25 protein-coding genes and 1 riboswitch are annotated in these 24,533 nt (G+C 59.9%); all 25 genes read left to right on the forward strand.

Going from position 1 to position 24,533, the window contains the following annotated elements; translation table 11 throughout:
* Window positions 1-37 precede the first annotated feature (37 nt).
* The 25 genes from F560_RS0100395 to ylqF all read left to right on the forward strand — a co-directional run bounded on the left by F560_RS0100395 (window position 38) and on the right by ylqF (window position 24,305).
* Entirely contained in the window at window positions 38-493 is a 456-nt protein-coding gene (locus tag F560_RS0100395; RefSeq protein WP_019003708.1) for a MarR family winged helix-turn-helix transcriptional regulator, read from the forward strand.
* Complete coding sequence (locus F560_RS22130) at window positions 490-1,998, forward strand: DHA2 family efflux MFS transporter permease subunit (RefSeq protein WP_033395580.1); 1,509 nt, start codon at window positions 490-492, stop codon at window positions 1,996-1,998. Before F560_RS0100395 ends, F560_RS22130 begins: the two co-directional genes overlap by 4 nt.
* Window positions 1,999-2,316: 318 nt before the next feature.
* Complete coding sequence (locus F560_RS0100405) at window positions 2,317-3,915, forward strand: PucR family transcriptional regulator (RefSeq protein WP_019003710.1); 1,599 nt, start codon at window positions 2,317-2,319, stop codon at window positions 3,913-3,915.
* A 26-nt stretch (window positions 3,916-3,941) separates the two neighbouring features.
* Window positions 3,942-5,267 (forward strand): 5'-deoxyadenosine deaminase, encoded by a 1,326-nt coding sequence (locus F560_RS0100410; protein WP_019003711.1) that lies wholly within the window; start codon window positions 3,942-3,944, stop codon window positions 5,265-5,267.
* Window positions 5,268-5,279: 12 nt separating this feature from the next.
* A complete protein-coding gene (locus F560_RS22135; protein WP_019003712.1) occupies window positions 5,280-6,335 on the forward strand; it encodes an XdhC family protein in 1,056 nt (351 codons plus the stop codon).
* Between the two features lie 200 nt (window positions 6,336-6,535).
* The gene (locus F560_RS0100420; RefSeq protein ID WP_026298013.1) at window positions 6,536-7,681 is read left to right on the forward strand and encodes a BMP family ABC transporter substrate-binding protein; all 1,146 of its coding nucleotides are present in this window, start codon (window positions 6,536-6,538) and stop codon (window positions 7,679-7,681) included.
* Window positions 7,682-7,695: 14 nt separating this feature from the next.
* A complete protein-coding gene (locus tag F560_RS0100425) occupies window positions 7,696-9,234 on the forward strand; it encodes an ABC transporter ATP-binding protein (RefSeq protein ID WP_019003715.1) in 1,539 nt (512 codons plus the stop codon).
* Window positions 9,231-10,343, forward strand: a complete 1,113-nt coding sequence (locus F560_RS0100430) for an ABC transporter permease (protein ID WP_019003716.1) — start codon at window positions 9,231-9,233, stop codon at window positions 10,341-10,343. The genes F560_RS0100425 and F560_RS0100430 overlap by 4 nt, the downstream gene beginning before the upstream one ends.
* A 15-nt stretch (window positions 10,344-10,358) precedes the next feature.
* Entirely contained in the window at window positions 10,359-11,288 is a 930-nt protein-coding gene (locus F560_RS0100435) for an ABC transporter permease (protein WP_019003717.1), read from the forward strand.
* A gap of 32 nt (window positions 11,289-11,320) precedes the next feature.
* Complete coding sequence (locus F560_RS0100440) at window positions 11,321-12,253, forward strand: FAD binding domain-containing protein (protein WP_019003718.1); 933 nt, start codon at window positions 11,321-11,323, stop codon at window positions 12,251-12,253.
* A complete protein-coding gene (gene pucD / locus F560_RS0100445) occupies window positions 12,244-14,529 on the forward strand; it encodes a xanthine dehydrogenase subunit D (protein ID WP_019003719.1) in 2,286 nt (761 codons plus the stop codon). Before F560_RS0100440 ends, pucD begins: the two co-directional genes overlap by 10 nt.
* Window positions 14,526-15,053 carry a (2Fe-2S)-binding protein gene (locus F560_RS0100450; protein ID WP_019003720.1) on the forward strand — a complete coding sequence of 176 codons (528 nt, stop codon included), beginning with the start codon at window positions 14,526-14,528 and terminating at the stop codon, window positions 15,051-15,053. Before pucD ends, F560_RS0100450 begins: the two co-directional genes overlap by 4 nt.
* Window positions 15,028-15,561, forward strand: coding sequence for a nucleoside deaminase (locus tag F560_RS0100455; RefSeq protein WP_245554790.1), 534 nt, complete (start codon window positions 15,028-15,030; stop codon window positions 15,559-15,561). Before F560_RS0100450 ends, F560_RS0100455 begins: the two co-directional genes overlap by 26 nt.
* Window positions 15,558-16,106, forward strand: coding sequence for a 2-oxo-4-hydroxy-4-carboxy-5-ureidoimidazoline decarboxylase (uraD, locus tag F560_RS0100460; protein WP_019003722.1), 549 nt, complete (start codon window positions 15,558-15,560; stop codon window positions 16,104-16,106). The genes F560_RS0100455 and uraD overlap by 4 nt, the downstream gene beginning before the upstream one ends.
* Window positions 16,100-17,053 carry a factor-independent urate hydroxylase gene (gene pucL / locus F560_RS0100465; protein WP_019003723.1) on the forward strand — a complete coding sequence of 318 codons (954 nt, stop codon included), beginning with the start codon at window positions 16,100-16,102 and terminating at the stop codon, window positions 17,051-17,053. The genes uraD and pucL overlap by 7 nt, the downstream gene beginning before the upstream one ends.
* Window positions 17,050-17,403: a hydroxyisourate hydrolase gene (gene uraH / locus F560_RS0100470; protein WP_019003724.1), complete on the forward strand. Its 354-nt coding sequence runs from the start codon at window positions 17,050-17,052 to the stop codon at window positions 17,401-17,403. Before pucL ends, uraH begins: the two co-directional genes overlap by 4 nt.
* Before the next feature lie 716 nt (window positions 17,404-18,119).
* Entirely contained in the window at window positions 18,120-18,512 is a 393-nt protein-coding gene (gene ylxM / locus F560_RS0100480; RefSeq protein WP_425393265.1) for a YlxM family DNA-binding protein, read from the forward strand.
* The gene (ffh, locus tag F560_RS0100485) at window positions 18,502-19,878 is read left to right on the forward strand and encodes a signal recognition particle protein (RefSeq protein WP_019003727.1); all 1,377 of its coding nucleotides are present in this window, start codon (window positions 18,502-18,504) and stop codon (window positions 19,876-19,878) included. Before ylxM ends, ffh begins: the two co-directional genes overlap by 11 nt.
* 37 nt (window positions 19,879-19,915) lie before the next feature.
* The gene (gene rpsP / locus F560_RS0100490) at window positions 19,916-20,188 is read left to right on the forward strand and encodes a 30S ribosomal protein S16 (protein WP_019003728.1); all 273 of its coding nucleotides are present in this window, start codon (window positions 19,916-19,918) and stop codon (window positions 20,186-20,188) included.
* A gap of 26 nt (window positions 20,189-20,214) precedes the next feature.
* Window positions 20,215-20,448, forward strand: a complete 234-nt coding sequence (locus F560_RS0100495; RefSeq protein WP_019003729.1) for a KH domain-containing protein — start codon at window positions 20,215-20,217, stop codon at window positions 20,446-20,448.
* A 107-nt stretch (window positions 20,449-20,555) separates the two neighbouring features.
* A complete protein-coding gene (gene rimM / locus F560_RS0100500; protein WP_019003730.1) occupies window positions 20,556-21,083 on the forward strand; it encodes a ribosome maturation factor RimM in 528 nt (175 codons plus the stop codon).
* 1 nt (window position 21,084) lies between these two features.
* Entirely contained in the window at window positions 21,085-21,972 is an 888-nt protein-coding gene (trmD, locus tag F560_RS0100505) for a tRNA (guanosine(37)-N1)-methyltransferase TrmD (RefSeq protein ID WP_019003731.1), read from the forward strand.
* Between the two features lie 171 nt (window positions 21,973-22,143).
* Entirely contained in the window at window positions 22,144-22,485 is a 342-nt protein-coding gene (rplS, locus tag F560_RS0100510) for a 50S ribosomal protein L19 (RefSeq protein ID WP_019003732.1), read from the forward strand.
* Between the two features lie 251 nt (window positions 22,486-22,736).
* Complete coding sequence (gene lepB, locus F560_RS22140) at window positions 22,737-23,387, forward strand: signal peptidase I (RefSeq protein ID WP_156828850.1); 651 nt, start codon at window positions 22,737-22,739, stop codon at window positions 23,385-23,387.
* A gap of 51 nt (window positions 23,388-23,438) precedes the next feature.
* Window positions 23,439-24,305 carry a ribosome biogenesis GTPase YlqF gene (ylqF, locus tag F560_RS0100520; protein WP_019003734.1) on the forward strand — a complete coding sequence of 289 codons (867 nt, stop codon included), beginning with the start codon at window positions 23,439-23,441 and terminating at the stop codon, window positions 24,303-24,305.
* A gap of 87 nt (window positions 24,306-24,392) precedes the next feature.
* Window positions 24,393-24,496, forward strand: a riboswitch (purine riboswitch).
* Window positions 24,497-24,533: the final 37 nt, after the last annotated feature.

Here is a 24,533-nt window from a genome sequence, read left to right on the forward strand (position 1 = left end):
TAAGCATATTATTTAGTGGTAAGGGGGTGGAAAGACGATGGATCAGGAGGAGGATTTGCCGATCAGCAAGTTGTTCAGATCGTTTCGCGAGGTAAACCAGGTCTTTCATCAAACGGTTTCGAAAACAGCGGAAGGGCTGGGCGTAACCCCGATTCAGTTTTTTGTCATGAAGACGCTGAAACATCATCCGCGGGTTAGTTTGACCGAATTGGCGGAGCGCATTCATATCGGAAACAGCGCGACCAGCGGAATCGTGGACCGGCTGGTGAGATCAGGCATGGTGATGCGCGAACGGCTTGAGTCCGATCGTCGTTCCATCGCTTTAAAACTGACCCCGAAGGGAGAGGCATTTTTACAGCAGGCCAACGATAACGCGATGAAGCGCATGTCGCCGCTATCGGATTTGCCTGCGGACGTCGTCGACGAACTGATCCGGATTCACCAGTTGATTATCGAAAAATTACAGGAAGTGGAGAGAGGGAAAGATTTATGAGTCAAGCTGCACCGAAAATTAAAAGAGCCCCGATTATGGTCGCTCTGATCATCGGAGCATTCGTAGCGATTTTGAACCAGACGCTGCTGAATGTGGCATTGCCCAAAATCATGGAAAGTCTGAGCATCTCTACGAATACGGCCCAATGGCTGATGACCGGCTTTATGCTGGTGAACGGCGTGCTGATTCCGATCAGCGCTTATCTGATCGGGAAGTTCTCGACCAGACAGCTGTTTATCACCGCGATGGCGCTATTTACGCTCGGCACGCTGCTTTGCGCCGTGTCCGGCAACTTCGGTTTGCTGATGACCGGCCGCGTCGTGCAAGCTTTGGGAGCGGGCATTTTGATGCCTCTGATGACGGTCGTGACCTTGACGATTTTTCCGGTGGAAGAACGCGGAAAAGCGATGGGCGTTATGGGAATTGCGATGATTTTTGCGCCTGCTGTCGGTCCGACTTTGTCAGGGTGGATTGTTCAGCACTATGACTGGAATGTGCTCTTCTACATGCTGCTTCCGCTTTCGGCTATCGCTTTGATATTCGGTATTTTTTTCATCAAAAATGTCGGCCAAAGGACGAACCCGAAACTGGATACGCTGGGCGTCATTTTGTCTACGCTCGGGTTCGGAGGTCTGCTGTTCGGCTTCAGCGAAGCGGGGAACAGCGATGAGGGCTGGGGCAGCACGACGGTTATCGTTTCGCTCGCAATCGGGGCGGTCACGCTGCTGCTGTTTGCCATCCGCGAGCTGAGAACAAGCGGGCCCGTGCTTGAATTCCGCGTGTTTAAATACAACATGTTTTCGCTGACGACGGTCATTAACGTCATTGTGACCATGGCGATGTTTGCGGGGATGGTATTGACGCCGATCTATCTGCAGAACATTCTCGGTTTCACGCCGGTCAAATCCGGATTGCTGCTGCTGCCCGGAGCGATTGTGATGGGGCTGATGATGCCGGTAACCGGGGCCATCTTCGATAAAATCGGCGCCCGGTGGCTTGCGGTCATCGGACTTGCGATTACGGCCGCCGCCACCTGGGAATTCACCCGGCTGACCGTCGATACGACCTACACGCACTTGATCTGGGTGTACACGATCCGGATGTTCGGAATGGGCCTGTTGATGATGCCGATTCAGACGGCCGGTCTGAACCAACTGCCGCAACGGCTGAATGCGCACGGCTCGGCGATGTCCCAGACGCTGCGCAACGTGGCCGGCGCTCTCGGTACCGCGCTGCTTGTTTCGATTATGTCCAACAAAACGAGGAGCGTGCTGACGGAAACGATCATCTCCCAAGGCATCAAGCCGACGGATGCGGCCAAAATGCTCGACGCGACCCGGCATGCGACCGTAACGGGGATCAACCACGCCTTCCTGTACTCCTTCTGGTTTACGATCGCCGCCCTGGTGCTGGCGTTCTTCATTCAGAAGACGCGTCCGAGCGAGGAACAGGCCAAAGAAACGCAAACGGCCCAGCCCGCTGCGGCGTCTTCCGCCCAATCGTAAAGCGATATTCGGTTTTGAGCAGACCGCTCTGCGGATCGCATTGGATCCGCCGGGCGGCTTTTTTATTTAGCGGCCCTTTTTCCAAACGATTCGGCATAAATTTCTCATGGGCAGCAATCCGCTTGCCTATACGCATAAAAAACGTACGAATACCTAACATTTCATTGCGGTTTATTGGTTTTTCACAATAAGATTGGCATATTATTCTAAAAAAATTCTTTTATATGTAATATTATATTACATTAAGTATTGATAAAAATCTTATCCGACCATAAAATGTTATTAATAGTAACATAAAATAAAGGGCGGAGGGGTGTTATGTATCTGACCGTCGAGCAGGCCTTATCCGTCTATCCGCTTACCGAAGCCAGGCTAGTCGCGGGCAAAGCCGGACGAAACCGGATTGTCAAATCCGTGAATGTCATGGACGCTCCGGATATCGCGAATTGGATCAAAGAAGGCGAAATGCTGTTTACGACCGCCTATTTGATCAAGGATCATCCGGAAGAAGCGGCGGATCTGATCGTCAAGCTCAACCGGCGCGGCTCGTCGGGGCTCGGGATCAAGCTGGGGCGGTTCTGGACCTCCATTCCCGATCGGCTGATCGCCCAAGCCGACGAGCTCGGATTTCCGCTCATCGAGCTTCCCTACCCATTCACATTTTCGGATCAAATCAACGGCCTGTTCCATGCCGAGATGAAACGGAATACAAGCGTGCTGCAGGATGTGCTGGATAAGCAAATCAGGCTGATGCGCTTCGCGCTGCAGACGAACCCGGTCCGGCAGTTGTTCGACGCGGTGGCGGAAGTGATCGGAGAACCGGTTGCGGTCGTCGGGTCGCGCGGCCGAATCGTATACAATACGTCCGCAGTCCCGGATGCGGAACTGGTGCGGGAATGGCCGTGGCCGCTTCGTCCGATGCGGGTCAAAAGCGAGGGTTGGCAAGCGTTCTGCGTTCCGCTTCTGAAAAACGATCGCTGCACGGGATACGTGCTGTTTTTTACTCCGCGCCAGGTTCTGTCCGCCGTCGAGGAGAGCTTGTACATTCAAGCCTCCGAGCTGCTTTCCTTCCATTTGAATTTCAATGGCGGGCCTGATTTCGAGGTTTCGTCCCGCAACCATTTTAGCCAACTGATCAAGCGCCATCTCCAAGACGGCCTTCCGGCCGAAATGCTGGCCGAATATGCGGAGCGCCGGGAGATCGGGACATTCAAGCGCCCGTATCGCTGCGTGCTGACGGATGTCGCCGGGCCGGCGGACGAAGCGGCGCGAATCGAAACGCTTGAATGGCTGAAGGAAGAATACGTTCATCATCCCCGCCTGCAAGAGATGGAAGGGCTGCACGTTTTGATGGAAGAAGGGCTGCTGTCCCTGTTTCCGGTCTCCGACGGCGAGGGGGACGGCGCGCTGGCCGCGGCGTTGGAGGATTGCTTGTCCGATCTGAAGAAAGTTGCGCCGAAAGCGGCCGTCAGTTGCCGCAAGATCGGACCGCAACAACTGGCGGAAGCGTTCGGGGAGTGCCGGGAGACGCTCCGCTTGTCCGGGGAATGGGGGAGCGCGGGGCGCGTGATGCGCTGCGAGACGCTGGATTTGGCGTTTCTTTTCGAGCATGTGCCCAAAGAAAAAATGCGGATGTACTGCGACCGCATGCTGGGCGGTCTGATGGGCAAGGACCCGGAATATGCCCAGGAAATGCTCCGGACGCTGGAGGCTTATCTGGACAACGACGGCCAACTCAACGAGACGGCCAAAAAGCTGTTCATTCACCGCAACACGGCGACATATCGCATTGAAAAGCTGAGCGAACTGCTGGATGTCGATTTCAAAAAAATCAACGATTTGCTGCGGCTCAAAATGGCGTTTCTGTTCCGGCGGATGCTGAGCGCGGAGGACGGCCGGACGGAGCGGGCGCGTTGACGTTCCGATTCGAGGGGGAAAAGGGTATGGCGAAGACGGTGTTTCGCAACGCAACGATTATGACGATGAACGATAACAACGACGTAATATTCGGGGATGTGTTGGTGGACGGCAACCGCATCGCCGGAATCGGCCCGGACCTTGGGGCGGAAGCGGACCGCGTCATCGAGGCTAGGGGCAAGGTGCTGCTGCCCGGATTCGTGCAGACGCACATTCATCTTTGCCAAACGCTGTTCCGCGGGCGGGCGGACGACCTCGCGCTGATCGACTGGCTGCGCAAGCGGATTTGGCCGCTGGAAGCGGCGCATTCGGAGGAATCGGTCTACTATTCGGCGCTGCTCGGTCTGGGCGAGCTGATCCGGAGCGGGACGACGACCATCCTGGACATGGAAACGGTGCATCATACGGAATCCGCTTTTCACGCGATCCGGGAAAGCGGCATTCGCGCGATTTCCGGCAAGGTCATGATGGACCATGGAACGGAAGTGCCTTTGCCGCTGCAGGAGGATACGGACCGCTCGTTGCGGGAAAGCGTGGATTTGCTGGAAAAATGGAACGGAGCGGCGAACGGCCGCATTCAATATGCGTTTTGTCCGCGTTTTGTCGTCTCCTGCACCGAACGGCTGCTTACCGAGGTGCGCGATTTGTCGGCGCAATACGGGGTGCGGGTGCATACGCACGCGTCCGAAAACCGCGAGGAGATCGCGCTGGTGGAAGCCGAGCGGGGAATGCGCAATGTCGTCTATCTCGATCACATCGGCCTTGCAAGGCCTAATCTGATTCTGGCGCACAGCATTTGGCTGGACGAGGAAGAGAAGCGGATTATCCGGGAGCGCGGCGTCAAAGTGACGCATTGTCCGGGCTCCAACCTGAAGCTGGCGTCCGGCATCGCCGAAGTTCCCGATCTGATGGAGCGCGGCATTCCGGTCGGGCTCGGCGCGGACGGGGCGCCTTGCAACAACAACCTGGATATGTTTCAGGAAATGCGCCTTACGGCGTTTATTCAGAAAGTGCGGCACGGGCCGACCGTGATGGATGCCCGGACCGTCCTGCGGATGGCGACGATGGGCGGCGCGGAGGTGCTGGGGCTTGCGAACGAGATCGGCAGCATCGAACCGGGCAAGCTCGCCGATTTGCAGCTTCTCGATCTGGAGGATTTTCATACGTTCCCTTCTTACGATGCCGATTTGTTTTCCAGGGTGGTGTATGCGGCGACAAGAGGCGACGTGGACACGGTGATGATCGACGGGGAGATCGTGATGTCCGGCAAGCGCGTGATCACGATCGACCGGGAGGAGACGCTGAAAGGGGCGGACCGCTCGTTAAAAGCGCTGCTTGCGAGAATCGGGTAGGAGGCGAAAGAGATGGACGGTTTCGAAATCTTGTCTTTCCTTCGGCGGAGCGGGGAGGCGGCCGTGCTGGCGACGGTTGTCGGCGTGGAAGGCCATGCGTACCGGAAACCCGGCGCGATGATGCTGCTTATGGCGGACGGCAATACGATCGGAAGCATCAGTCCCGGCTGCCTGGAAGCCGATCTTCGCGAGCGGGTTCCGGAACTGCTGCGAAGCGGGCGAAGCGAGCTTGTCGTTTACGACATGCGCCCGGAGGAGGATGCGATGTGGGGGGAGTCGGTCGGATGCGGCGGCGTCGCGCGCATTCTGCTGGAACCGGTCGAGGGGGAGCTCCGCGAAGCGCTGGCCAAGGCTGGCGAGCTAACTGACGCGGGCTATACGGTCCGCTTGAACCGATACAAGTCGAGCCGGGGGTTCCGGTACGAGACGGAGATATGCCGGGAAGCCGAGAGGGAGGATGCGCAGTCCCGGGAAGCTTCGCGCAAGGCGTCTCCTTACCATAGCGTGCGCTTTGAGCCGAGGCCCCGCCTTGTCCTGTTCGGCGCCGGGCCGGACGCGGAGCCGATCGTTCGTCTGGCCGAACGCATCGGTTTCCGGATCGCCGTCGCCGACTGGCGGCCTTCGCTCGTTACGGCGGAACGCTTTCCCCGCGCCGAGCTTGCGGTCGGTTCGGCCGCCGATATCGTATGCAGACTCGCGATCGGCAGGAGCGACTACGCGATCGTTTGCGGCCATCAGATCCGCAGAGACCGTGAGATGCTGGAGCGGCTGCTGGCGATCGGTCCGGCTTATGTCGGGGTGATGGGATCGGCAAGCCGGATCCGGCATCTGTTCGAAGGGCTGCCCGTCCCGCCTTATGTCCATGCTCCGGTGGGGCTTGACATCGGCAGCGAAGGGGCGGAGGAGATTGCGGTCAGCGTCGCGGCGGAGCTGATTGCGGTTCGCAGGCGGCGCCGCCGGGCGGATGCGGGAGCGCTGCGGGCCGGAGGGCGGGAAGCGGCGGAATTGGCGTCCATGGATGATGAGGAGACGAAAGTTGTGTCGTCCCCTCTCGCTTGCGATTTGTGATATGTTTATGTAATAAAGTATAACATAATTCATGTCGAACAGTGCATCGCGCACAATGTTCGGGTCGTTTTTTCATCATTTTCGCCAATTAAATGTCATTTAAGTTGACTCATAAATAACGCGTACGTATATTGGAGTTACATCAATGGCGAAAAGCTTCCATGAAGGCAAAAAAGAACAGAAAGTCGGGGAGGAAAAAGATGAAAAGGATGAAGAGGTCATGGACGCTCGGTATCGTTTTGGTTTTCGCATGGGCTGCAGTGCTTTCCGCATGCGGCGGGAACAACGGAAAGCCGTCCGCTTCCGCGCCGGCAAGCGAATCGCCCTCGGCTTCCGCCGGAGCGCCGGGGATCGCCAAGCCGCGCGTCGCGTTCGTCTATATCGGCCCTCCGGGGGACGGCGGATGGACGTATCAGCACGATGAGGGAAGAAAGTATATGGAAAAAGAGCTCGGCATCCAGGCCGACACCGTCGAGAACGTGCCGGAAAGCGCGGACGCCGAACGGGTGATCGGCGAGCTGGCGCAAAATCACGACATCATTTTCACGACCAGCTTCGGGTATATGGATCAAACGCTCAATGTGGCGAAGAAATTCCCGAACGTCAAGTTCGAGCACGTGGCCGGCTACAAGACGAACGACAACATGGCGACGTACTTCGGCAAAAACTGGGAGGCCAGCTACTTAAGCGGCATCGCCGCCGGCAAAATGACGAAAAAGAACCTGATCGGCTACGTCGCGGCTTTCCCGATTCCGGAGCTGATTTACAACATCAACGCGTTTGCGCTCGGCGTCCAAAGCGTCAACAAAGACGCCAAAGTCAGCGTGGTCTGGTCGAACACCTGGTTCGATCCGACGGCCGAACGGAACGCCGCCGTAAGCCTGCTCGACAAGGGGGCCGACGTTCTGCTCGCCTACCAGGATTCCCCGGCTTCGCTGCAGGCCGCAGCTGAAAGGGGCGCCATGGCGGGGGGCAACGATTCCGATATGACGCGTTACGCTCCCGAAGCCTACCTGACCAACCCGGTTTGGAACTGGGGCCCGTATTACGTGAAAAAGGTGAAGGCGCTGATGGAGGGGACGTGGACCAACGAGCCGTACCTCGGGTCGTTCCAGGACGGCATGGTGGATATCGCGCCGCTCGGTCCGAGCGTGCCGGACGACGTGAAGCAGCTTGTCAACGAAACGAAGGAGAAATTCGTGCGCGGCGAACTGAACGTCTTTACCGGACCGATCCTTGACCAGAGCGGAGCCGAGAAGGTCGCCGCCGGGCAGGCGCTGACCGACGCGGAAATATTGGAGATGAACTGGTTCGTCAAAGGCGTGGAAGGCACCATTCCCCAATAAAGGAGGAGGCGGCAATGGCCGAAACGTACTCTCTGGAAATGAAGCGGATCGTCAAGCGGTTCGGAAGCGTGCTTGCAAGCGATCATGTCGATTTTGCCTGCAAGCCGGGGGAAATCCACGCGCTGCTCGGCGAAAACGGGGCCGGCAAGAGCACGATCATGTGCATGCTGTCCGGCGTCTACCGTCCGACCAGCGGCGAGATTTACATCCACGGGCAAAAGGTTCGGATCCGTTCCCCCAAAGAGGCGGCCCGGCTCGGGATCGGCATGGTGTTCCAGAACTTCCGGCTCGTTCAGACGCTTACGGCCGCGGAAAACATCGTGCTCGGCGAGAAAAGCGCCTTCTGGCGCGGGCCGAACTGGATGCGGCGCAAACAGGAGGAAATCGCGGCGATCGCGGAGCGCTTCGGCTTGGCCTTTCCCGTCGACCGCCCGATTTGGCAGCTGTCGGTCGGGGAGCAGCAGCGGGTGGAAATCGTCAAGACGCTGTACCGCGGGGCCGAATTCATCATTTTGGACGAACCGACTTCCGTCCTGACCCCCGGGGAAGCGGAGCAATTGTTCGCGACGCTCGCGCAGATGAAGGCCGAAGGCAAAACCGTCATTCTGACGACGCATAAGCTCAAAGAAGTGATGGCCGTCGCGGACCGGATTTCGGTCATGCGCAAGGGGCGCATGATGCAGACGATCGATCGGGCGGACACGAACGAGAAAGCGCTGGCCCGCCTGATGGTCGGCAAAGACATCGCCCCTGTCGCCCGGCAGCGGGACCGGCGCCCGAGAGGCGACGTGCTGCTCGACGTTCGGCATCTGGACGTATATGCCGAGCACGGGCGCAAAGCGCTTGACGATTTGAGCTTCCAGGTGCGGGCGGGCGAGATCGTGGGGGTCGCCGGCGTGGCCGGCAACGGGCAGAAGGAGCTGGCCGAGGTGCTCAGCGGTCTTCTTCCGTGGAAGAAAGGCAGCATCGTCTTTAACGGCAAGGAATTCAAAACCGCGTCCGTTCGCGCGGCGATCGAAGCCGGCATTTCGCATGTGCCGGAAAACCGGATGAAGAGCGGCCTTGCGGGCAGCCTGGGCGCCGTCGACAATCTGTTGGCCAAAACGTACCGGTCGCCTGAGCGCTCGAAGTACGGTTTCTTGCTTACAGGGAGCAACCGGAGGTGGTCTCAGCAACTGGTCGAGCGGTTCGACGTCAAAACCCCAAGTCTCGATACGCCGGTCGGCCAGCTGTCCGGGGGCAACCAGCAGAAGCTGCTGCTTGCCCGCGAGATCGATCGGCAGCCGCTGCTGATGGTGGCCGTTCATCCGACGCAGGGGCTCGACGTCGGCGCGGCGGAAGGGGTGCACCGGTTGCTGAACGAGTTGCGCGGCGCCTCGAAAAGCGTGCTGCTCATTTCCGAGGACCTGGATGAAATCATGCAGCTCTCCGACCGGATTTTGGTCCTCTACAACGGACGCATCGCGGCAGAAATAGGCCGGGAAGAGGCGGACCGGGAAACTATCGGGATGTATATGGCCGGGCTGCAGCGTGCGAAGGAGGAGGCGGTATGAGCGAACGTTCGGCCGCCGCCTTGATCGGCGAGCAGGAGACCCCGGCTGCAAAGGGGCGGTTTTCCTTCCGGCTTGAGATCGATCCGGCCCGCAAGGAAAGCCCGTGGTGGATGACGATCGTGTCGGTCGTCCTCGCCCTGCTGCTGTGCGCCGTCTTCATTGCCGCCAACGGCAAAAACCCGGTCGAGGTCTACGGGAAAATGCTAAGAGGCGCGTTCGGCAGCGAATTCGGCATTACGGAAACGCTGGTTAAAGCCATCCCGCTGCTGCTGTGCGGCCTGGGCGTATCGATCGCCTACCGGATATCCGTCTGGAACATCGGCGCGGAAGGGCAATTTGTCGCCGGCGCCATCGCCGCGACTGCGGTTACGATCTATTTTCCCGGCCTGCCGTTTTACGCGTCGATTCCGCTGATGATCGTCTTTGCGATCGCCGCGGGCGGAATCTGGGGAGCGTTGACGGCGATCCCGAAGACGTATTTTCAGGTCAACGAGCTCATTACCTCTTTGATGCTGAATTATGTGGCGTTGCTGGCGCTCGACTACGTCGTGTTCGATCCGTGGAGAGACCCGAAAGGGTTCAATTTTCCGGGAACGCCGATGTTCACCGAAGCGCAGACGCTGCCGGTTCTGGGCGACACCCGCCTTCACTTCGGCCTGGTGATCGCGCTTGCGGCCGTCGCTTTATACGCGTTCATGATTCGCTACACCCGCTGGGGCTACGAGCTGCGGCTGATCGGCGCGAATCCCGAGGCGGCCAACCATGCGGGCATCAACCTCAAGCGGAACATCCTGATCGTCATGATCGTCAGCGGGGCGCTTGCGGGAATCGCGGGCATGAGCGAAGTGTCCGGCGTCGCGCACCGGCTGATGTACGGCATCTCGCCCGGCTACGGCTACACCGCCATTATCGTCGCCTGGATCGCCAAGCTGCATCCGCTCGGGCTCGTCGCCGCTTCCGTGCTGTTCGGCGGCCTGATCGTCGGCGGCTACAGCGTGCAGACGCTCGGCCTTCCGTCTTCGATTTCCACCATGCTGCAAGGCGCGATTCTGTTCTTTCTGATCGCCGGCAACATGGCGGCCAAGTTCCGCTTGCGGCGCAACGGTTGAAAGGGGCGTTCGGTCATGGAATGGTTCATTCAATTGGCGGTCGCGGCCATCGCGTCCGGAACGCCGCTGCTCTTCGCCACGCTCGGCGGCATTTTGAACGAGCGGTCCGGCATAATCCAACTGGGCGCGGAGGGCATCATGCTGATGGGAGCGGTCACCGCCTGCATGACGTACCTTCATACCGGCAGCTTTATCGCCTCGCTGCTTGCCGTCGCCGGCGTAGGCGCCGCGCTCGGGCTCCTGCACGCGTTCATGTGCGTGACGCTGCGTACGAACCAGGTCGTCAGCGGCCTTGCGATGACGCTGTTCGGGAGCGGGCTCAGCGCCTACCTGGGCAAATCCGTCGCCGGCACTCCGATTCCCGGTTCCGTGCCGAAGCTCGATTTGCCGTTTCTTGAGCCGCTGCCGGTGATCGGGGACATTTTCGCCCGTCTGGACGTGCTGACCTGGTTCAGCTTCGCCCTTGTCATCGTTTTGCATCTGTTGATCCACCGGACTTCCTGGGGGCTGCATCTGCGGGCGATCGGCGACAATCCGGCTACGGCCGACGTCATGGGCATTCGCGTCCAGCTCTTGAAGTACGGCTATACCGTTGCGGGCTCGATGCTGATCGGGCTGGCCGGCGCGGATTTGCTGCTCGCGTATTCGCCGACCTGGATCGAAGGCATGACGGCCGGACGCGGCTGGATCGCGGTCGCGCTTATCATCTTTGCCCGGTGGAACCCGCTGCGCGCGCTGTTCTGCGCTTATTTCTTCGGCGTGATGGACACGATCGGCTTCAAAATTCAGCTCATCGGCAGCAGCATTCCTTCTTATTTTCTGAAAATGATTCCGTATGTCGTCACGATTCTCGTGCTGATGTATTTGGGATGGCGAAACCGCAACAAGCCGACGGGCGCTCCCGAAGCGCTCGGCATTCCGTACATTCGGGAACAGCGTTTTTAAATCCATGAACGACTGGATGGGAGGGGACAAGGATGGTTTTACGTCACGAGGAGATCCTTCAATCTCCCTCCGTTTGGCGGCCCCGGACGCCGGAGGAAGCGGTCGCGCGGAAGCGGGCGCTCGGCGCGGACGCGGTTTTCGCGGCCGGCGGCACGCTGCTTCGAACCCGGTGGGAGGCGGGGACGGAGGCGATCCCCAGGCATTTGATCGATCTGGGCTCGATCGAAGGGCTGTCGGGCATCTGGCTGCAAGACGGCGATCTGGCGATCGGGGCGCTCACGGCGCTGGACGATTGCCTGAACGATCCGCTTCTCGGACGGCACGCGCCGATCGTGGCGCAGGCCATCCGGACGATCGCCGGCTGGTCGGTGCGGAATGTGGCCACGATCGGCGGCAACATTGTTTCCCGTACCGGGGACTCGCTGCCGGCGCTGCTGGCGGCGGACGCTTCGCTCGTTTGGATCGGCGAGGACGGAGAGCGAACGGAGAAGCTGGCCGACTGGCTGTCCGAACCGATACCGGATCGCGCCCGCGTCCGCCTGCTTGCGCAAGTCCGGATCCCGCTGGGCGGGGACGATTCGATAGCGAACGCAAAGCGATTTTTCGCTTTCCATAAAGTCGGCCGCAGGGAGGCGTTTACGCCTTCGCTCGTTACCGTGGCGCTCTGCGGCAGCCTGGAGCCGGATGGCCGCCTAACCGGCATCCGGATTTCGGCGGGCGGAGGCCAGACCGTTCCGGCGCGGCTGAAGCGGGCGGAAGAGCTGCTGACGGGCCGCATGCCCGATCCGGATGCGCTTGGCGAGGTTTATGAACAAGTGGCCGCGGATTACGCGCCGGCGCCGGATCCGTTCGCGCCGGACATGTACCGCAAACTGACGGCAGCCAATTTGGTCGTCACCGAGCTGTGGAAGCTGACCGCGGCCGGCGAAGCTGCCGGAGGGAAGGAGGGGGCGCCATGCCGCTGAACCGGACGACAAGCGGCGACAGGTGGCGCGTCCGTCCCGACGGGCCGGACAAAGTGACCGGGCGCCTGCCGTATTTGACGGATTTGTCCTTGCCGGGCATGCTGCACGGCCGCGTGCTGAGAAGCCCTTATCCGCATGCGAGAATCGTATCGATCCGCACGGAGAAGGCCAAAGCGATTCCGGGCGTCTGCGCCGTGCTGACGAGCGCGGATGTTCCGGGCCTGAACCGGTTCGGCATCGCAAGGCCCGACCAGCCGGTATTTTGCGAGGACCGGGTGCGTTTTATCGGCGACGCGGTCGCCGCCGTCGCGGCCGAAACCGAAGCATTGGCGGCTTACGCCTTGACGCAGATCGAGGTCGACTACGAGCCGCTTCCCGTCGTGGACGATCCGGAGTCGGCGCTTTCTCCGGACAGTGTAAAACTGTTCGAGCACGGCAACGTGCTGCACCGGAGCGATTACGGCTGCGGGGACGTGGAAGCGGGCTTTGCGGCGTGCCGGCATATTGTGGAGGAAACCTATTCTACGCCCAGGCAGATGCACACGTACATGGAGACCGAAGGAGGCCTGTTCGTTCCCGAGCCGAACGGCCGGCTGACCGTGTACGCGCCGACCCAGCACGGGTTTATGGACCGGATGCAGTTGGCTCGCATTCTGAATCGTCCGGAAGCGGATATTCGCGTCGTTTCCAGCCCGATCGGGGGCTCGTTCGGGGGGAAGGACGAATTGAACGTGCAGCCGTACGGCGCGCTGCTCGCGCTCGCCTGCGGCCGCCCGGTCAAGCTGCACAACTCCCGCTGGGAATCGGTGCGCGCGGGACTGAAGCGCCATCCGATGAAAATCACCATGAAGACCGGCACGGACGAACACGGCAGGCTGCTCGCCCACCAGGTGAGGATCGTTTCCGACGCGGGACCGTATTCGACGCTCAGCGCCGAGGTGCTGAATTTCGCCGTCGAGCATGTCATCGGGCCGTACCGTTTCGGCGCGGTCAAGGTGGAAAGCGTATCGGTGTTCACGAACAACGGGATGTCCGGCGAATTCCGCGGCTTCGGCGGCAATCAGGCCATCTTCGCCCTGGAAGGGCAAATGGACCGGCTCGCGGAGAAGCTCGGCATCGATCCGTGGACGTTCCGGCTGATGAACATGCGGCAGCCCGGCGACCCGGGTCCGCTCGGCCAGCCGATCGCGCAGACGGACGGGGCGCGGCAAGTGTGGGAGGCGCTGGCGGATTGCCGCTTGTGGAAGGAGAAAGCGGCCGCCGGCAACCGCTCCGAAACGCGGCCGCCCTGGATCAAAACCGGGTACGGCGCCGCGCTGGTCATGCACGGAGCGGGCCTGGGCGTCGGGATTCCCGATCCCGCCGGAGGACGCCTGACGCTGGCGGGCGACGGCAAGATCGAGGCGGCGTTCGGGTACGAGGAATTCGGCCAGGGGCTTATCGCCTCCTTGGAGCAAATGCTGATCGAACAGTTCGGCTTCGACGCGCAGGATTTGCGGATCGTCATCGGCGATACCGACGCCGTGCCGGACAGCGGTTCAAGCACCGCCTCCCGGGCGACCAGCATGATGTGGCAGGCGCTGAAGCGGCTGCATCCTCCGTTTGCAACGGCGTTGCGCAAGCAGGCCTCCCGCGCGCTCGGCGTCGGCATGGAGAAGCTTGTTCTCGGCCGCGGCGGCATTCGGGACGCCGAATCGGGGAGCCTGCTGATCTCCTACGGCGAACTCGCAAAGACGGCAAGCGAACCGATCGTCGCCGAGACGAAGTTTGCGTATCCGACTTCGCCCGTAGACCGCGTCGGGGCGCATTACCTGTACACGTATGCTTCGGTTGCGGTGAAGGTCGAGGTCAACACGCTTACCGGACGCGTCAAGCTCCTGGACCAGTTTCACGCGGTCGCCGCAGGTCCGGTCGTCAATCCGCAGGGCTATCTCGGCCAGATCGAAGGCGGCAGCGGCATGGCGCTCGGGTTCGCTTTGACGGAAGACGCCGTGATGGACAAAGGGATGTACCTGACCCGCAATCTGGACACGTACCTGATTCCGACGATCGCGGAGCTGAGCGGCGGATTCGAGGTGCTTCCGATCGAGGAACTGCCGGAAGGAGACAAGCACGGCCCGCGCGGAGTCGGCGAGATCGGTTCGGTCGGGCTCGCTCCGGCGATTGCGGCGGCGGTGCACGATGCGGTCGGCAAGCGGGTGAACAAGCTTCCGATCGACCCGGCGCTGCTTCTGGAGAAGCCCGTATTTTTGAACAAGGCGGTGGAATGGCGATGATCGATCCAAAGCTCGCAAGCGCGGCCGAGACGTTTACGCTGCAATGCGTAATCAACAAGCGTCCGGTATCGGTTGACGTTCCGCCGGCGAAGCGGCTGCTTTGCATTTTGCGCGAAGATTTGCATTTGACCGGCACGAAGCGGTCCTGCGACATCGGCCGCTGCGGCGCGTGCATGGTGCTGGTGGACGGCAAGCCGGTCAATTCCTGCCTGACGATGGCTTATCAATGCCAGGGCAAAAACATTACGACCATCGAAGGCCTGGCTGCGGACGGCGCGCTGAATCGCGTTCAGAAGTGCTTTTTGGAGGAGGGAGGTTATCAGTGCGGTTACTGCACGCCGGGCATGATCGTGACGGTCACCGCGCTGCTGAACAAGAACCCGGAGCCTTCCATGGCCGAAATCGAAGAGGCGCTGTCCGGCAATCTGTGCCGCTGCACGGGATACGGCGGAATCATCCGTTCCGTGCTGAAGGCGGCGGAGCAAGGGGGGCGACGGCATGCGGGACGGCATGAGAGCGCGTGAGCGAGACGGAAGAAGCGACAAGCCGAACGATAAGGAATACCATCTGGCGTATTTGCGCCGAAGCGTCGAAATCTCGCAGAAAGCGAGACAAACGGGAAATACGCCGTTCGGGGCGTTGCTGGTCGGCAAAGACGGCCGTATTTTATGGGAGCAGGGCAACGTCGAGATGACGGAGCGCGACTGCACAGGGCATGCGGAAGCGGCGCTGATGCGGGTCGTTTCGAAGCGTTTTACCAAAGACGAGCTCTGGGATTGCACGCTTTATACGACGGCAGAGCCGTGCGCCATGTGCGCGGGGGCGATTTATTGGGGCAACGTCGGCCGCGTCGTATACGGGATTACGGAATCGCTGCTGGCGGAGCTTACGGGCGACGACGAGCGGAATCTGACGCTGGATCTGCCGTGCAGGGAAGTGTTCGCAAGAGGAAGGAAACCGATCGTGGTGATCGGGCCGTTTCCGGAAATCGAAGCCGAAGTCGTCGCGGTGCACGAGGGGTATTGGAAATGAAGCCGACCGGGCAAAAAATAACGCTGCAGTCGATTAACCGTATGGACCGCAGCGAGTTTGTCGAAGCATTAGGCGGGATTTTCGAGTGTTCCCCTTGGGTCGCCGAGGACGCATGGACGCTGCGTCCTTTCGCTTCCGTGCGGGAACTGCACGAAGCGATGATGGGGATCGTTCGCGGCGCTCCGCAGGACCGGATCGATTCGCTGCTGCTGGCCCATCCCGATCTCGGGACGCGGCTGGCCGTCAGCGGCTATTCCGCGGCGGAGCAGCAAAGCGCCGGTCTCAGCCGGCTGACGCAGGAGGAATACGAACGGTTCCACGATTTGAACAAGCGGTATGTAGGCAAATTCGGATTCCCTTTTATCCTTGCCGTTCGCGGCAAAAGCAAGAGCGATATTCTCGCCGCCATGCAGGAGCGCATCAGCCGCTCGGCCGCGGAAGAGCGCGAGCGGGCGCTGAGCGAAATCGGGCGGATTGCCGGCTTCCGCTTGGCGGATTTGATCCATAACGAAAACGATGAACCGGGGAGGACGGACCTATGCTGAAACTGGCCAACGGACGAACGCTTTATTACGGAAAAGGAGACGTTTATAACTATCGCACCTATGCCGCGCCGCTTGCCGTCAAGCCTATCCCGGAATCTCCGTATTCCGGCGATGCGAACGTCATTTTCGCCCACAACATCACGTTCTCGGTCAGCGGGGAAGAGCTGCTTACTTCGTTTACCGAAGGGGACAATTCGCGCGTGGTCGCCACCGATTCGATGAAAAACTTCATTTTGCGGGAGACCGCGGGGTACGAAGGCAGCACGACGGAAGGGCTTCTCTTTTACATCAGCGAAAAGTTTTTGGCGAAATATGCGCATATGGAAGCGATCGAGCTGAGCGCACGCCGGATTCCGTTTCTGCCCCTCGAAGTGCGGGGAGAGAACGGATTCGTGCCGAGCGGGCTCGTCTACCGGCGCAGCCATAACGACCATGCCAGCGCCGCCATGTCGCTCGTGCGGACGGATGCGGGCTGCGAAATCCGGTCGCTGGAGTGCAGCCTGTCGGACCTGCAGCTGATCAAGGTGAGCGGCAGCTCGTTCTATGGCTTCGTCCGGGACGAATATACGACGCTTCCGGACAGCTACGACCGGCCTCTTTTCATTTTTCTCGACATTCATTGGCGTTATGCGGACGTAAACGACGCCCTGGACGCGACCAGAGGCAACTATGTCGCCGCCGAGCAAATCCGGGATTTGGCCCATCACGTTTTCCATGAAAAGAACTCGCCCTCGATCCAGTCCCTGATTTATCAGATCGGCCGCCGGATCTTGTCTCGCTTCCCGCAACTGGCCGAAGTGCGCTTCGAATCGAACAACCGCACGTGGGAGGCGGTTGTCGAGCCCAAGTCGGGCACGGAGCCCGGCGTCTTTACGGAACCGCGTCCGCCGTTCGGCTTTCAGGGCTTCACGATGACGCGCGACGACCTGGCGGCGGGCGAAGCATGAGCGGCCGGCTGACGACGCATGTGCTGGACGTATCCCAAGGCAAGCCGGCTGCGGGCATGCGCGTTCAGCTGTGGCGGCTGCGGCTCGCGGAAAAGGGAGCGCGCACCATGCTGCGGGAAGCCTTCACCAACGAAGACGGACGGCTGGGCGAGCCTCTGCTGTCCGGCGACGAGATGGCGGCGGGCATTTACGAGCTGATGTTCGACGCCGCGGGGTATTTCCGCGGAACGGCGGGCGAGGGCTTTCTCGAATGGATCCCGGTCCGGTTTGTCATCGGCGATCCGCAGGCCCATTACCACGTCCCGCTGCTGGTCGCCCCCGGCGGATACAGCACTTATCGGGGCAGTTGACCTTATGGCGTTGACTTTAGGGCGTATACTCTACGGCGTAAACTTTGCGGCATAAACTCTATGGCGGTTTCTTTGAGGCACTGACTTTACGGCGTTGACCGCGCGGCTGCATTGCGCTTTCGTTTTTGCGACCAGTCTCAAGACCGGCCGTTTGGGCCCGGTTTTGAGGCTGGTTTTCGTTTCGGCGTCAATCGCCGTTTCCTCCATTATTTATCTTTTCCTTCCTTTTACTTAGGTATCCCCTACGCTCAGGAGACAGAGGGCATCAACGCCCCTTCATTTCCATATCCCCTTCATTCAGGATAGAGCGCATGATGACCGATCTGAACGAAAGGAATGCCGCATAAAAAGCGCTTCCGCATATCGTCCTGAACGAAGGGGATACCGCGTAAAAGGGAGCTGTCACGCATCGTCCTGAACGGAAGGGATACGGAATAAAAATGCGCTGCCGCACACGGTCCTGAGCGAAGGGGATACCGTGTAAAAGGGAGCGCGAGCGCGTACTTTGCAGGGGCCGTTCCGGGGAACGGCAGCGATCGGAATCCTGTTCGGAGGCCGCGGTCGAAAAGAGTTTTCGGTGTTAAGTCTTTTCGCTTGACATCGGCGGGAGAATTGCGTAACATAGACTAAGTTGAATCGCTGTAAAGTGCTTTTCCTTGACAGGCGAGGGGTGAGCCTTTGTGCATGGGGAGAATGCGCTGGAGAAGACGAACCGCATGAACGTGCTGTTCGACTTCTACGGTCCGCTGCTGACGGAGAAGCAGCAGACCTTTCTGAAATGCTATTATCAAGACGACTACTCCCTCGGCGAGATTGCCGAAGATTTTGACATCAGTCGGCAAGCGGTGTACGAACACCTTAAGCGGGCGGAGCAGATCCTGGAAGAATACGAAGCCAAGCTGTCCCTGACGGTCCGCCACGAGCGGCTGCAGCAGGGGCTCGACCGGCTGGAGCGGCAGATCGGCGAGCTTCCGGCGCAGTGGCGCAAGCCGCTTCTGGATACGGTAGCGATGCTGCGGTCGGCGGACAGCGGTTTGCCAATCGAAAATGCGAGCCCGGCTAACGGGGCAAATTCGGAGCGGAAGGAGGGGATCGGGCATGGCATTTGAAGGATTGACGACACGGCTGCAGAATGTGTTCGGCAAGCTGAGAGGCAAAGGCAAGCTGTCGGAGGACGACGTTAACGAAGCGATGCGCGAAGTCAGGCTGGCCTTGCTCGAAGCCGACGTCAACTTTAAGGTCGTCAAGGATTTCATCGCGAAGGTGAAAGAGAAGGCGGTCGGGGCGGAGGTTCAAAAGAGCTTCACGCCGGGCATGGTCGTCGTCGACATCGTGCACAAAGAACTGATCGAGCTGATGGGCGGCACCCAGGCGAAGCTGGCAAAATCGAACAAGCCGCCGACCGTCGTTCTGATGGCCGGCTTGCAGGGCGCGGGGAAGACGACGCTCACCGCCAAGCTTGCGAAGCTGCTCCAATCGCAGAATCACAAGCCGCTGCTCGTCGCGGGCGACATTTACCGTCCCGCCGCGATCAAACAGTTGGAAGTGCTGGCGGGACAGATCGGGGTGCCGGTGTTCTCGCTGGGCGACAAGGTCAGCCCGGTGGAGATCGCAAAGCAGGGCGTCCAGCATGCGAAAGAGCAGGGCAACGATTACGTGCTGATCGATACCGCCGGCCGCCTGCAGATCGACGAGGCGCTTATGGAGGAGATCAAGCAGATTCATGCGGCGGTCAAACCCGACGAGGTGCTGCTCGTCGTCGATGCGATGACGGGCCAGGAAGCGGTGAACGTGGCCAAAAGCTTCCACGAGCAGTTGGAGCTGACCGGCGTCGTGCTGACGAAGCTCGACGGCGATACGAGAGGCGGCGCGGCGCTGTCCGTCAAGGCCGTCACCGGCTGCCCCATCAAGTTCGCGTCGATGGGCGAGAAGATCGACCAGCTGGAGCCGTTTCACCCCGACCGGATGGCGTCGCGGATTCTCGGCATGGGCGATATGCTGTCGCTGATCGAGAAGGCGCAGTCCAACATCGATGCCGAAAAAGCGAAAGAATTGGAACGCAAGATGCGGAACGCCGAGTTTACGTTCGAGGATTTCCTCGAGCAGATGGAGCAGGTCCGCAAGCTCGGCCCGCTTGACCAGCTTCTCGACATGCTGCCGGGCATGAACAAGCTGAAGAACATGCCCAACTTCAAAATCGACGAAAAGCAAATCGCGCGCACCGAGGCGATTGTCAAGTCGATGACGAAGGCGGAGAAGCAGAAACCGGAAATCATCAACTACAGCCGCCGCAAGCGGATCGCCGCGGGCAGCGGGACGTCGCTTGCCGAAGTGAACAAGCTGATCCGGCAGTTCGAGGAAATGAAGAAGATGATGAAGCAGTTTTCCGGCATGATGGGACCCAAAGGTCCCAAAGGCGGCCTGAAAGGCCTCAAAAACATGCTGGGCGGCAAAAACATGCGATTCCCGTTTTGACGCGGAAGTGGATTTTGTTAAGGAGGTGAAAGTTGAAATGGCAGTACGCATTCGTCTGAAACGCATCGGCGCTCATAAAGCTCCTTTCTATCGCGTGGTCGTGTCCGATTCCCGTTCCCCGCGCGACGGCCGCTTCATCGAGGAGATCGGGTACTACAACCCGGTCGCGCAACCCGCTGAAGTGAAAATCGACGAGGAAAAAGCGCTGAAATGGCTGCAAAACGGAGCGCAGGCTTCCGAGACGGTCCGCAATCTTCTTAGCCGTGCCGGCGTTCTGAAAAAATTCCACGAATCCAAGCTTCAGAAGTAACGTCGGATTCCCGGAGGGCATAGGCCATGGAACAATTGATTCGGGTTATCGCCCGAGCGTTGGTGGATCATCCGGAAGACGTGCAGATTCAAGTCAAGGAGGACGCGCGCGGCCTGGTGTACGAGCTGTCCGTTCATCCAGACGATGTCGGCAAAGTCATCGGCAAGCAGGGGCGCATTGCGAAAGCGCTGCGCACTGTCGTCACTTCCGCTGCGGTCAAGGAGCGGAAGCGCGTCATCGTGGACATCAAATCGGAATAAGGCAAAAAGGAAGGTCCGGGCTGCGTTTGGCATGCCCGGACTTTTTTTGGCGAACCGAAAAGGGTAAAATGAGTCCGGAGTCTTGAACATAGAAGGAGGCTGCTTCCGTGACGGAAGAGCGTTTGCTTAACGTCGGCAAAATCGTCAATACTCACGGCATCCGAGGCGAAATCAAGGTGTGGCCGCATACGGATTTTCCGGATGTGCGCTTCCGTAACGGAAGCCGCTTGCTGCTGTGTCCGCCCGGGGCGGGAGCTGAAGCGGCGCTCGAAGTGGAAGTGCAGGGCGCCCGCGAGCACAAAAATCTGTTCATTCTGAAGCTGAAAGGCTACGACAATATCAATCTCGTCGAGAAATACAAAGGATGGGAACTGAAGGTACGGGACGAGGACCGGGTCGAGCTCGGGGAAGGCGAGTACTACGTGCGCGACATCGTCGGCGCCACCGTCGTCACCGAGGACGGCGAGAAATTGGGGATCATTACGGACGTGCTGTCGCCGGGGGCCAACGATGTTTGGGTCGTCAAACGGCCGAAAGGCGGCAACGTGCTGCTTCCCGTCATCGACGAGGTCGTGCTGGAAGTGGACGTTCCCGGGCGGACGGTCAAAGTTCATCTGATGGAAGGGCTGCTGTAGCATGCGGATCGACGTTTTGACGCTTTTTCCCGAAATGTTCGAGGGGGTCTTCGGCAGCAGCATTTTGGGAAAAGCGCGGGAGCGCGGCAAGGTGAAGTTGTCGACGGTCAACTTCCGCGATTTCGCGAACAACAAGCACAATACGGTGGACGATACGCCGTACGGCGGAGGCGGGGGGATGGTGCTCAAGCCCGAGCCGATTTTTGCCGCGGTCGAATCGGTGATCCGGTCCGCCCGGGTGGAGGAGCGGGAAGGAGCGGAAGCGGAGCCTGGCGGCGAAGAGCGCGCGGATCGGGAAGAGCGTGAGGAGCGGGAAGAGCCGCTCCGGGAGAGCGCACCCGGCGAGAAGGACGGACGGTTGAGCGTCGAGCCTTCCCGTTCGTCCCCGCGCATCATCCTCATGTGCCCGCAAGGGGAACCGCTGACGCAGGCCAAGGTCCGGGAACTGGCCGCCGAATCGCATCTCGTGTTTATTTGCGGCCACTATGAAGGCTTCGACGAGCGCATTCGCGAGCATCTGGTCACGGACGAGCTGTCGATCGGCGATTATGTGCTGACCGGAGGCGAACTTCCGGCGATGGTCGTGATCGACGCGGTCGTCAGGCTTTTACCCGGCGTTCTCGGCAACGACCAGTCGGCGGCCCGCGACTCGTTCAGCGACGGGTTGCTCGAACACCCGCATTATACGCGGCCGCCCGAATTCCGCGGCTGGAAGGTGCCGGATGTGCTGCTTTCGGGCAATCACGCGGAAATCGACAAATGGCGGCGCCGGCAGTCGCTGCTTCGCACGGTCAAGCGCCGTCCGGACCTGCTTCGGAATGCGGAGCTGACCGAGCAGGAGCGCCGTTGGCTCGAAGAGGTGCAAAACGGGACGAATAACGAAATATAAGGTTGTTTTTACCTGGCGGGTGTGATAAAATTTCAGATGTTGTGTATGCCGGATGCTCCGTTGTTCAAAACGGGCAATCGGCGAAAAATCGGACGGTCCTCTGCACGCCATGAAGCGGTCAACGGACTTGTGGAGCGGGTACGAACGTCTATGGTGGAAGGAGTGGTATCCATGAATCTGATTCAAGAGATTACGCAAGAACAACTGCGCAAGGACATTCCGAACTTCCGTCCGGGCGACACGCTTAAAGTGTACGTCAAGGTTGTCGAAGGTTCCCGCGAACGTATCCAGCTGTTCGAAGGCGTTGTGATCAAACGCCGTGGCGGCGGCATCAGCGAAACGTTCACCGTGCGCAAAATTTCGTACGGCGTCGGCGTAGAACGCGCTTTCCCGCTGCATTCGCCCCGCATCGAGAAGATCGAAGTGGCGCGCCGCGGCAAAGTCCGTCGTGCGAAGCTGTACTACCTGCGCAACCTGCGCGGCAAAGCTGCTCGTATCAAGGAAATTCGATAAGGCTAATCAAAAGGGGGGCTTGGCTTACGTTCAAGTCCTCCTTTTTGCATTTCCCCTAAAATACGCGTTGACATCAGACGATTTCGAAAAAGACGGACTCGGGAAAGAGGCGAATCGACATGGATCAGTCGCGTGATTGGAAAAGTGGCGAAACGGCGGAGCAAGCCGGAACAAATGCGGGCACCGGAACGGGAGAACGCTTGGGAGCATCACACGCCTCATCCGGGCATGAGTCCGATGAAGCGGGCGGCATGCATGCCGTTGCCGGAAGCGCGGCGGCCGCGGGAAGCGGCAAAGCGCCCGGGACGGTCAAGCCGGCAGGCCCCCGCAAAAAGAGCGAGCTGGTGGAATGGATCAAGGCGCTGGCGATCGCGGCCATACTCGTGTTCGTCATCCGCTGGCTGCTCGTTTCTCCGTTCATCGTGGACGGCTCTTCGATGGAGCCGAACTTCTGGAACGGGGAGCGGATTATCGTCAATAAAATTTTGTACGACTTCCGCGCGCCGAAACGAGGCGAAGTCATCGTGTTTCATGTGCCCGAAGAAGGCCGGGATTATATCAAGCGGGTCATTGCGACGCCGGGAGACACGGTGAAAGTCGACGGAGACACCGTTTATGTGAACGGCGAAGCGATCGAGGAGCCTTACCTGAAGGAAGCGTACGAACGGGCTCATGCCGCAGGCGGCCTTTATAATGAGAAAAGCTTCAACAGCGACTACCCGAATTCACAGTTCCAGGAGACGACGGTTCCGGAAGGCGAGCTGTTCGTGCTTGGCGACAACCGTCCGGACAGCAAGGACAGCCGGATGATCGGGTTCGTCAAAATGGACCGGGTGGTCGGGCGGGCCGAATTGATCTTTTGGCCGTTAAATAAAATAAAATATATCGGTCGCGGCTGGTAAGGACAAGCGCCTTGGTCCCTCTGCCGGACGGAAATCGCGGAGGGATGCAATATGACCATACAATGGTTTCCGGGCCACATGACCCGGGCCAAACGGCAAATCGAAGAGAAGCTGAAGCTGATCGACGTCGTGTTCGAGCTGCTGGACGCACGCGTGCCCGAGTCGAGCCGCAACCCGATGATCGACGAGATCGTCGGGAGCAAGCCGCGCCTGCTTCTGCTCAACAAGGCCGACTTGGCGGATGCGGAGGCGACCGTGCGCTGGAGCGAGCACTTCCGCGCGCTCGGCCGCGAGGTGCTGGCCATCGACGCGAATACGGGAAGCGGCGTTCGGGACATCCCCGGCCGGGTCAAGGTCCTGCTGAAGGAGAAGATCGAGCGCCAAATCAGCAAGGGCATGCGTCCGAGGCCCGCCCGCGCGCTGATCGTAGGCATCCCCAACGTAGGGAAGTCGACGCTCATTAACCGCCTGGCGGGGAGAAACGCGGCGGTGACGGGCGACCGCCCGGGCGTGACGAAAGGCCAGCAATGGATTCGCACCGGCGGGGATCTCGAATTGCTGGACACGCCGGGAATCTTATGGCCGAAGTTCGAGGATCCCGAGGTCGGATTCCGGCTTGCGGCGACGGGCGCGATCAAAGAGGAAATTTTGCCGATCGAGGAAGTGGCCTGCTTTACGCTTCGCTGGCTGACGAAGGCTTACCGCGAAGCGCTTGCGGAACGTTACGGACTGACGGAGCTTCCGGAGGATTTGCCCGATTTGGCGGCTGCCGCCGAAGTGCTGGAAGAGATCGGACGGCGGCGCGGATGCGTCGGAAGCGGCGGGCGAATCGACTACGAGAAGGCGTCCGGCGTGCTGCTGCGCGATTTGCGCTCCGGCAAGCTCGGCCGGATCACGCTGGAAGCGCCGGTCCGATAAGGGCATTCGCACCCGCGGAACCTTGCCAAAATATCGAAACGGCGATTTTTCTCTTGAAACGATAAGAAAGAGTGTGTAGTATAGTCATCGTACAATTGCATACGAGCTCATATAATTTTGGGAATATGGCCCATAAGTTTCTACCGGACGACCACTGTAATCGTCCGACTATGAGTGATAGCGAGTGCATTCCGGATTCCGTCCTTCAGCGAAACGGGGGACCGGTCC

This window comes from Cohnella laeviribosi DSM 21336 (assembly GCF_000378425.1).
In the GTDB taxonomy this organism is placed as follows: domain Bacteria; phylum Bacillota; class Bacilli; order Paenibacillales; family Paenibacillaceae; genus Cohnella; species Cohnella laeviribosi.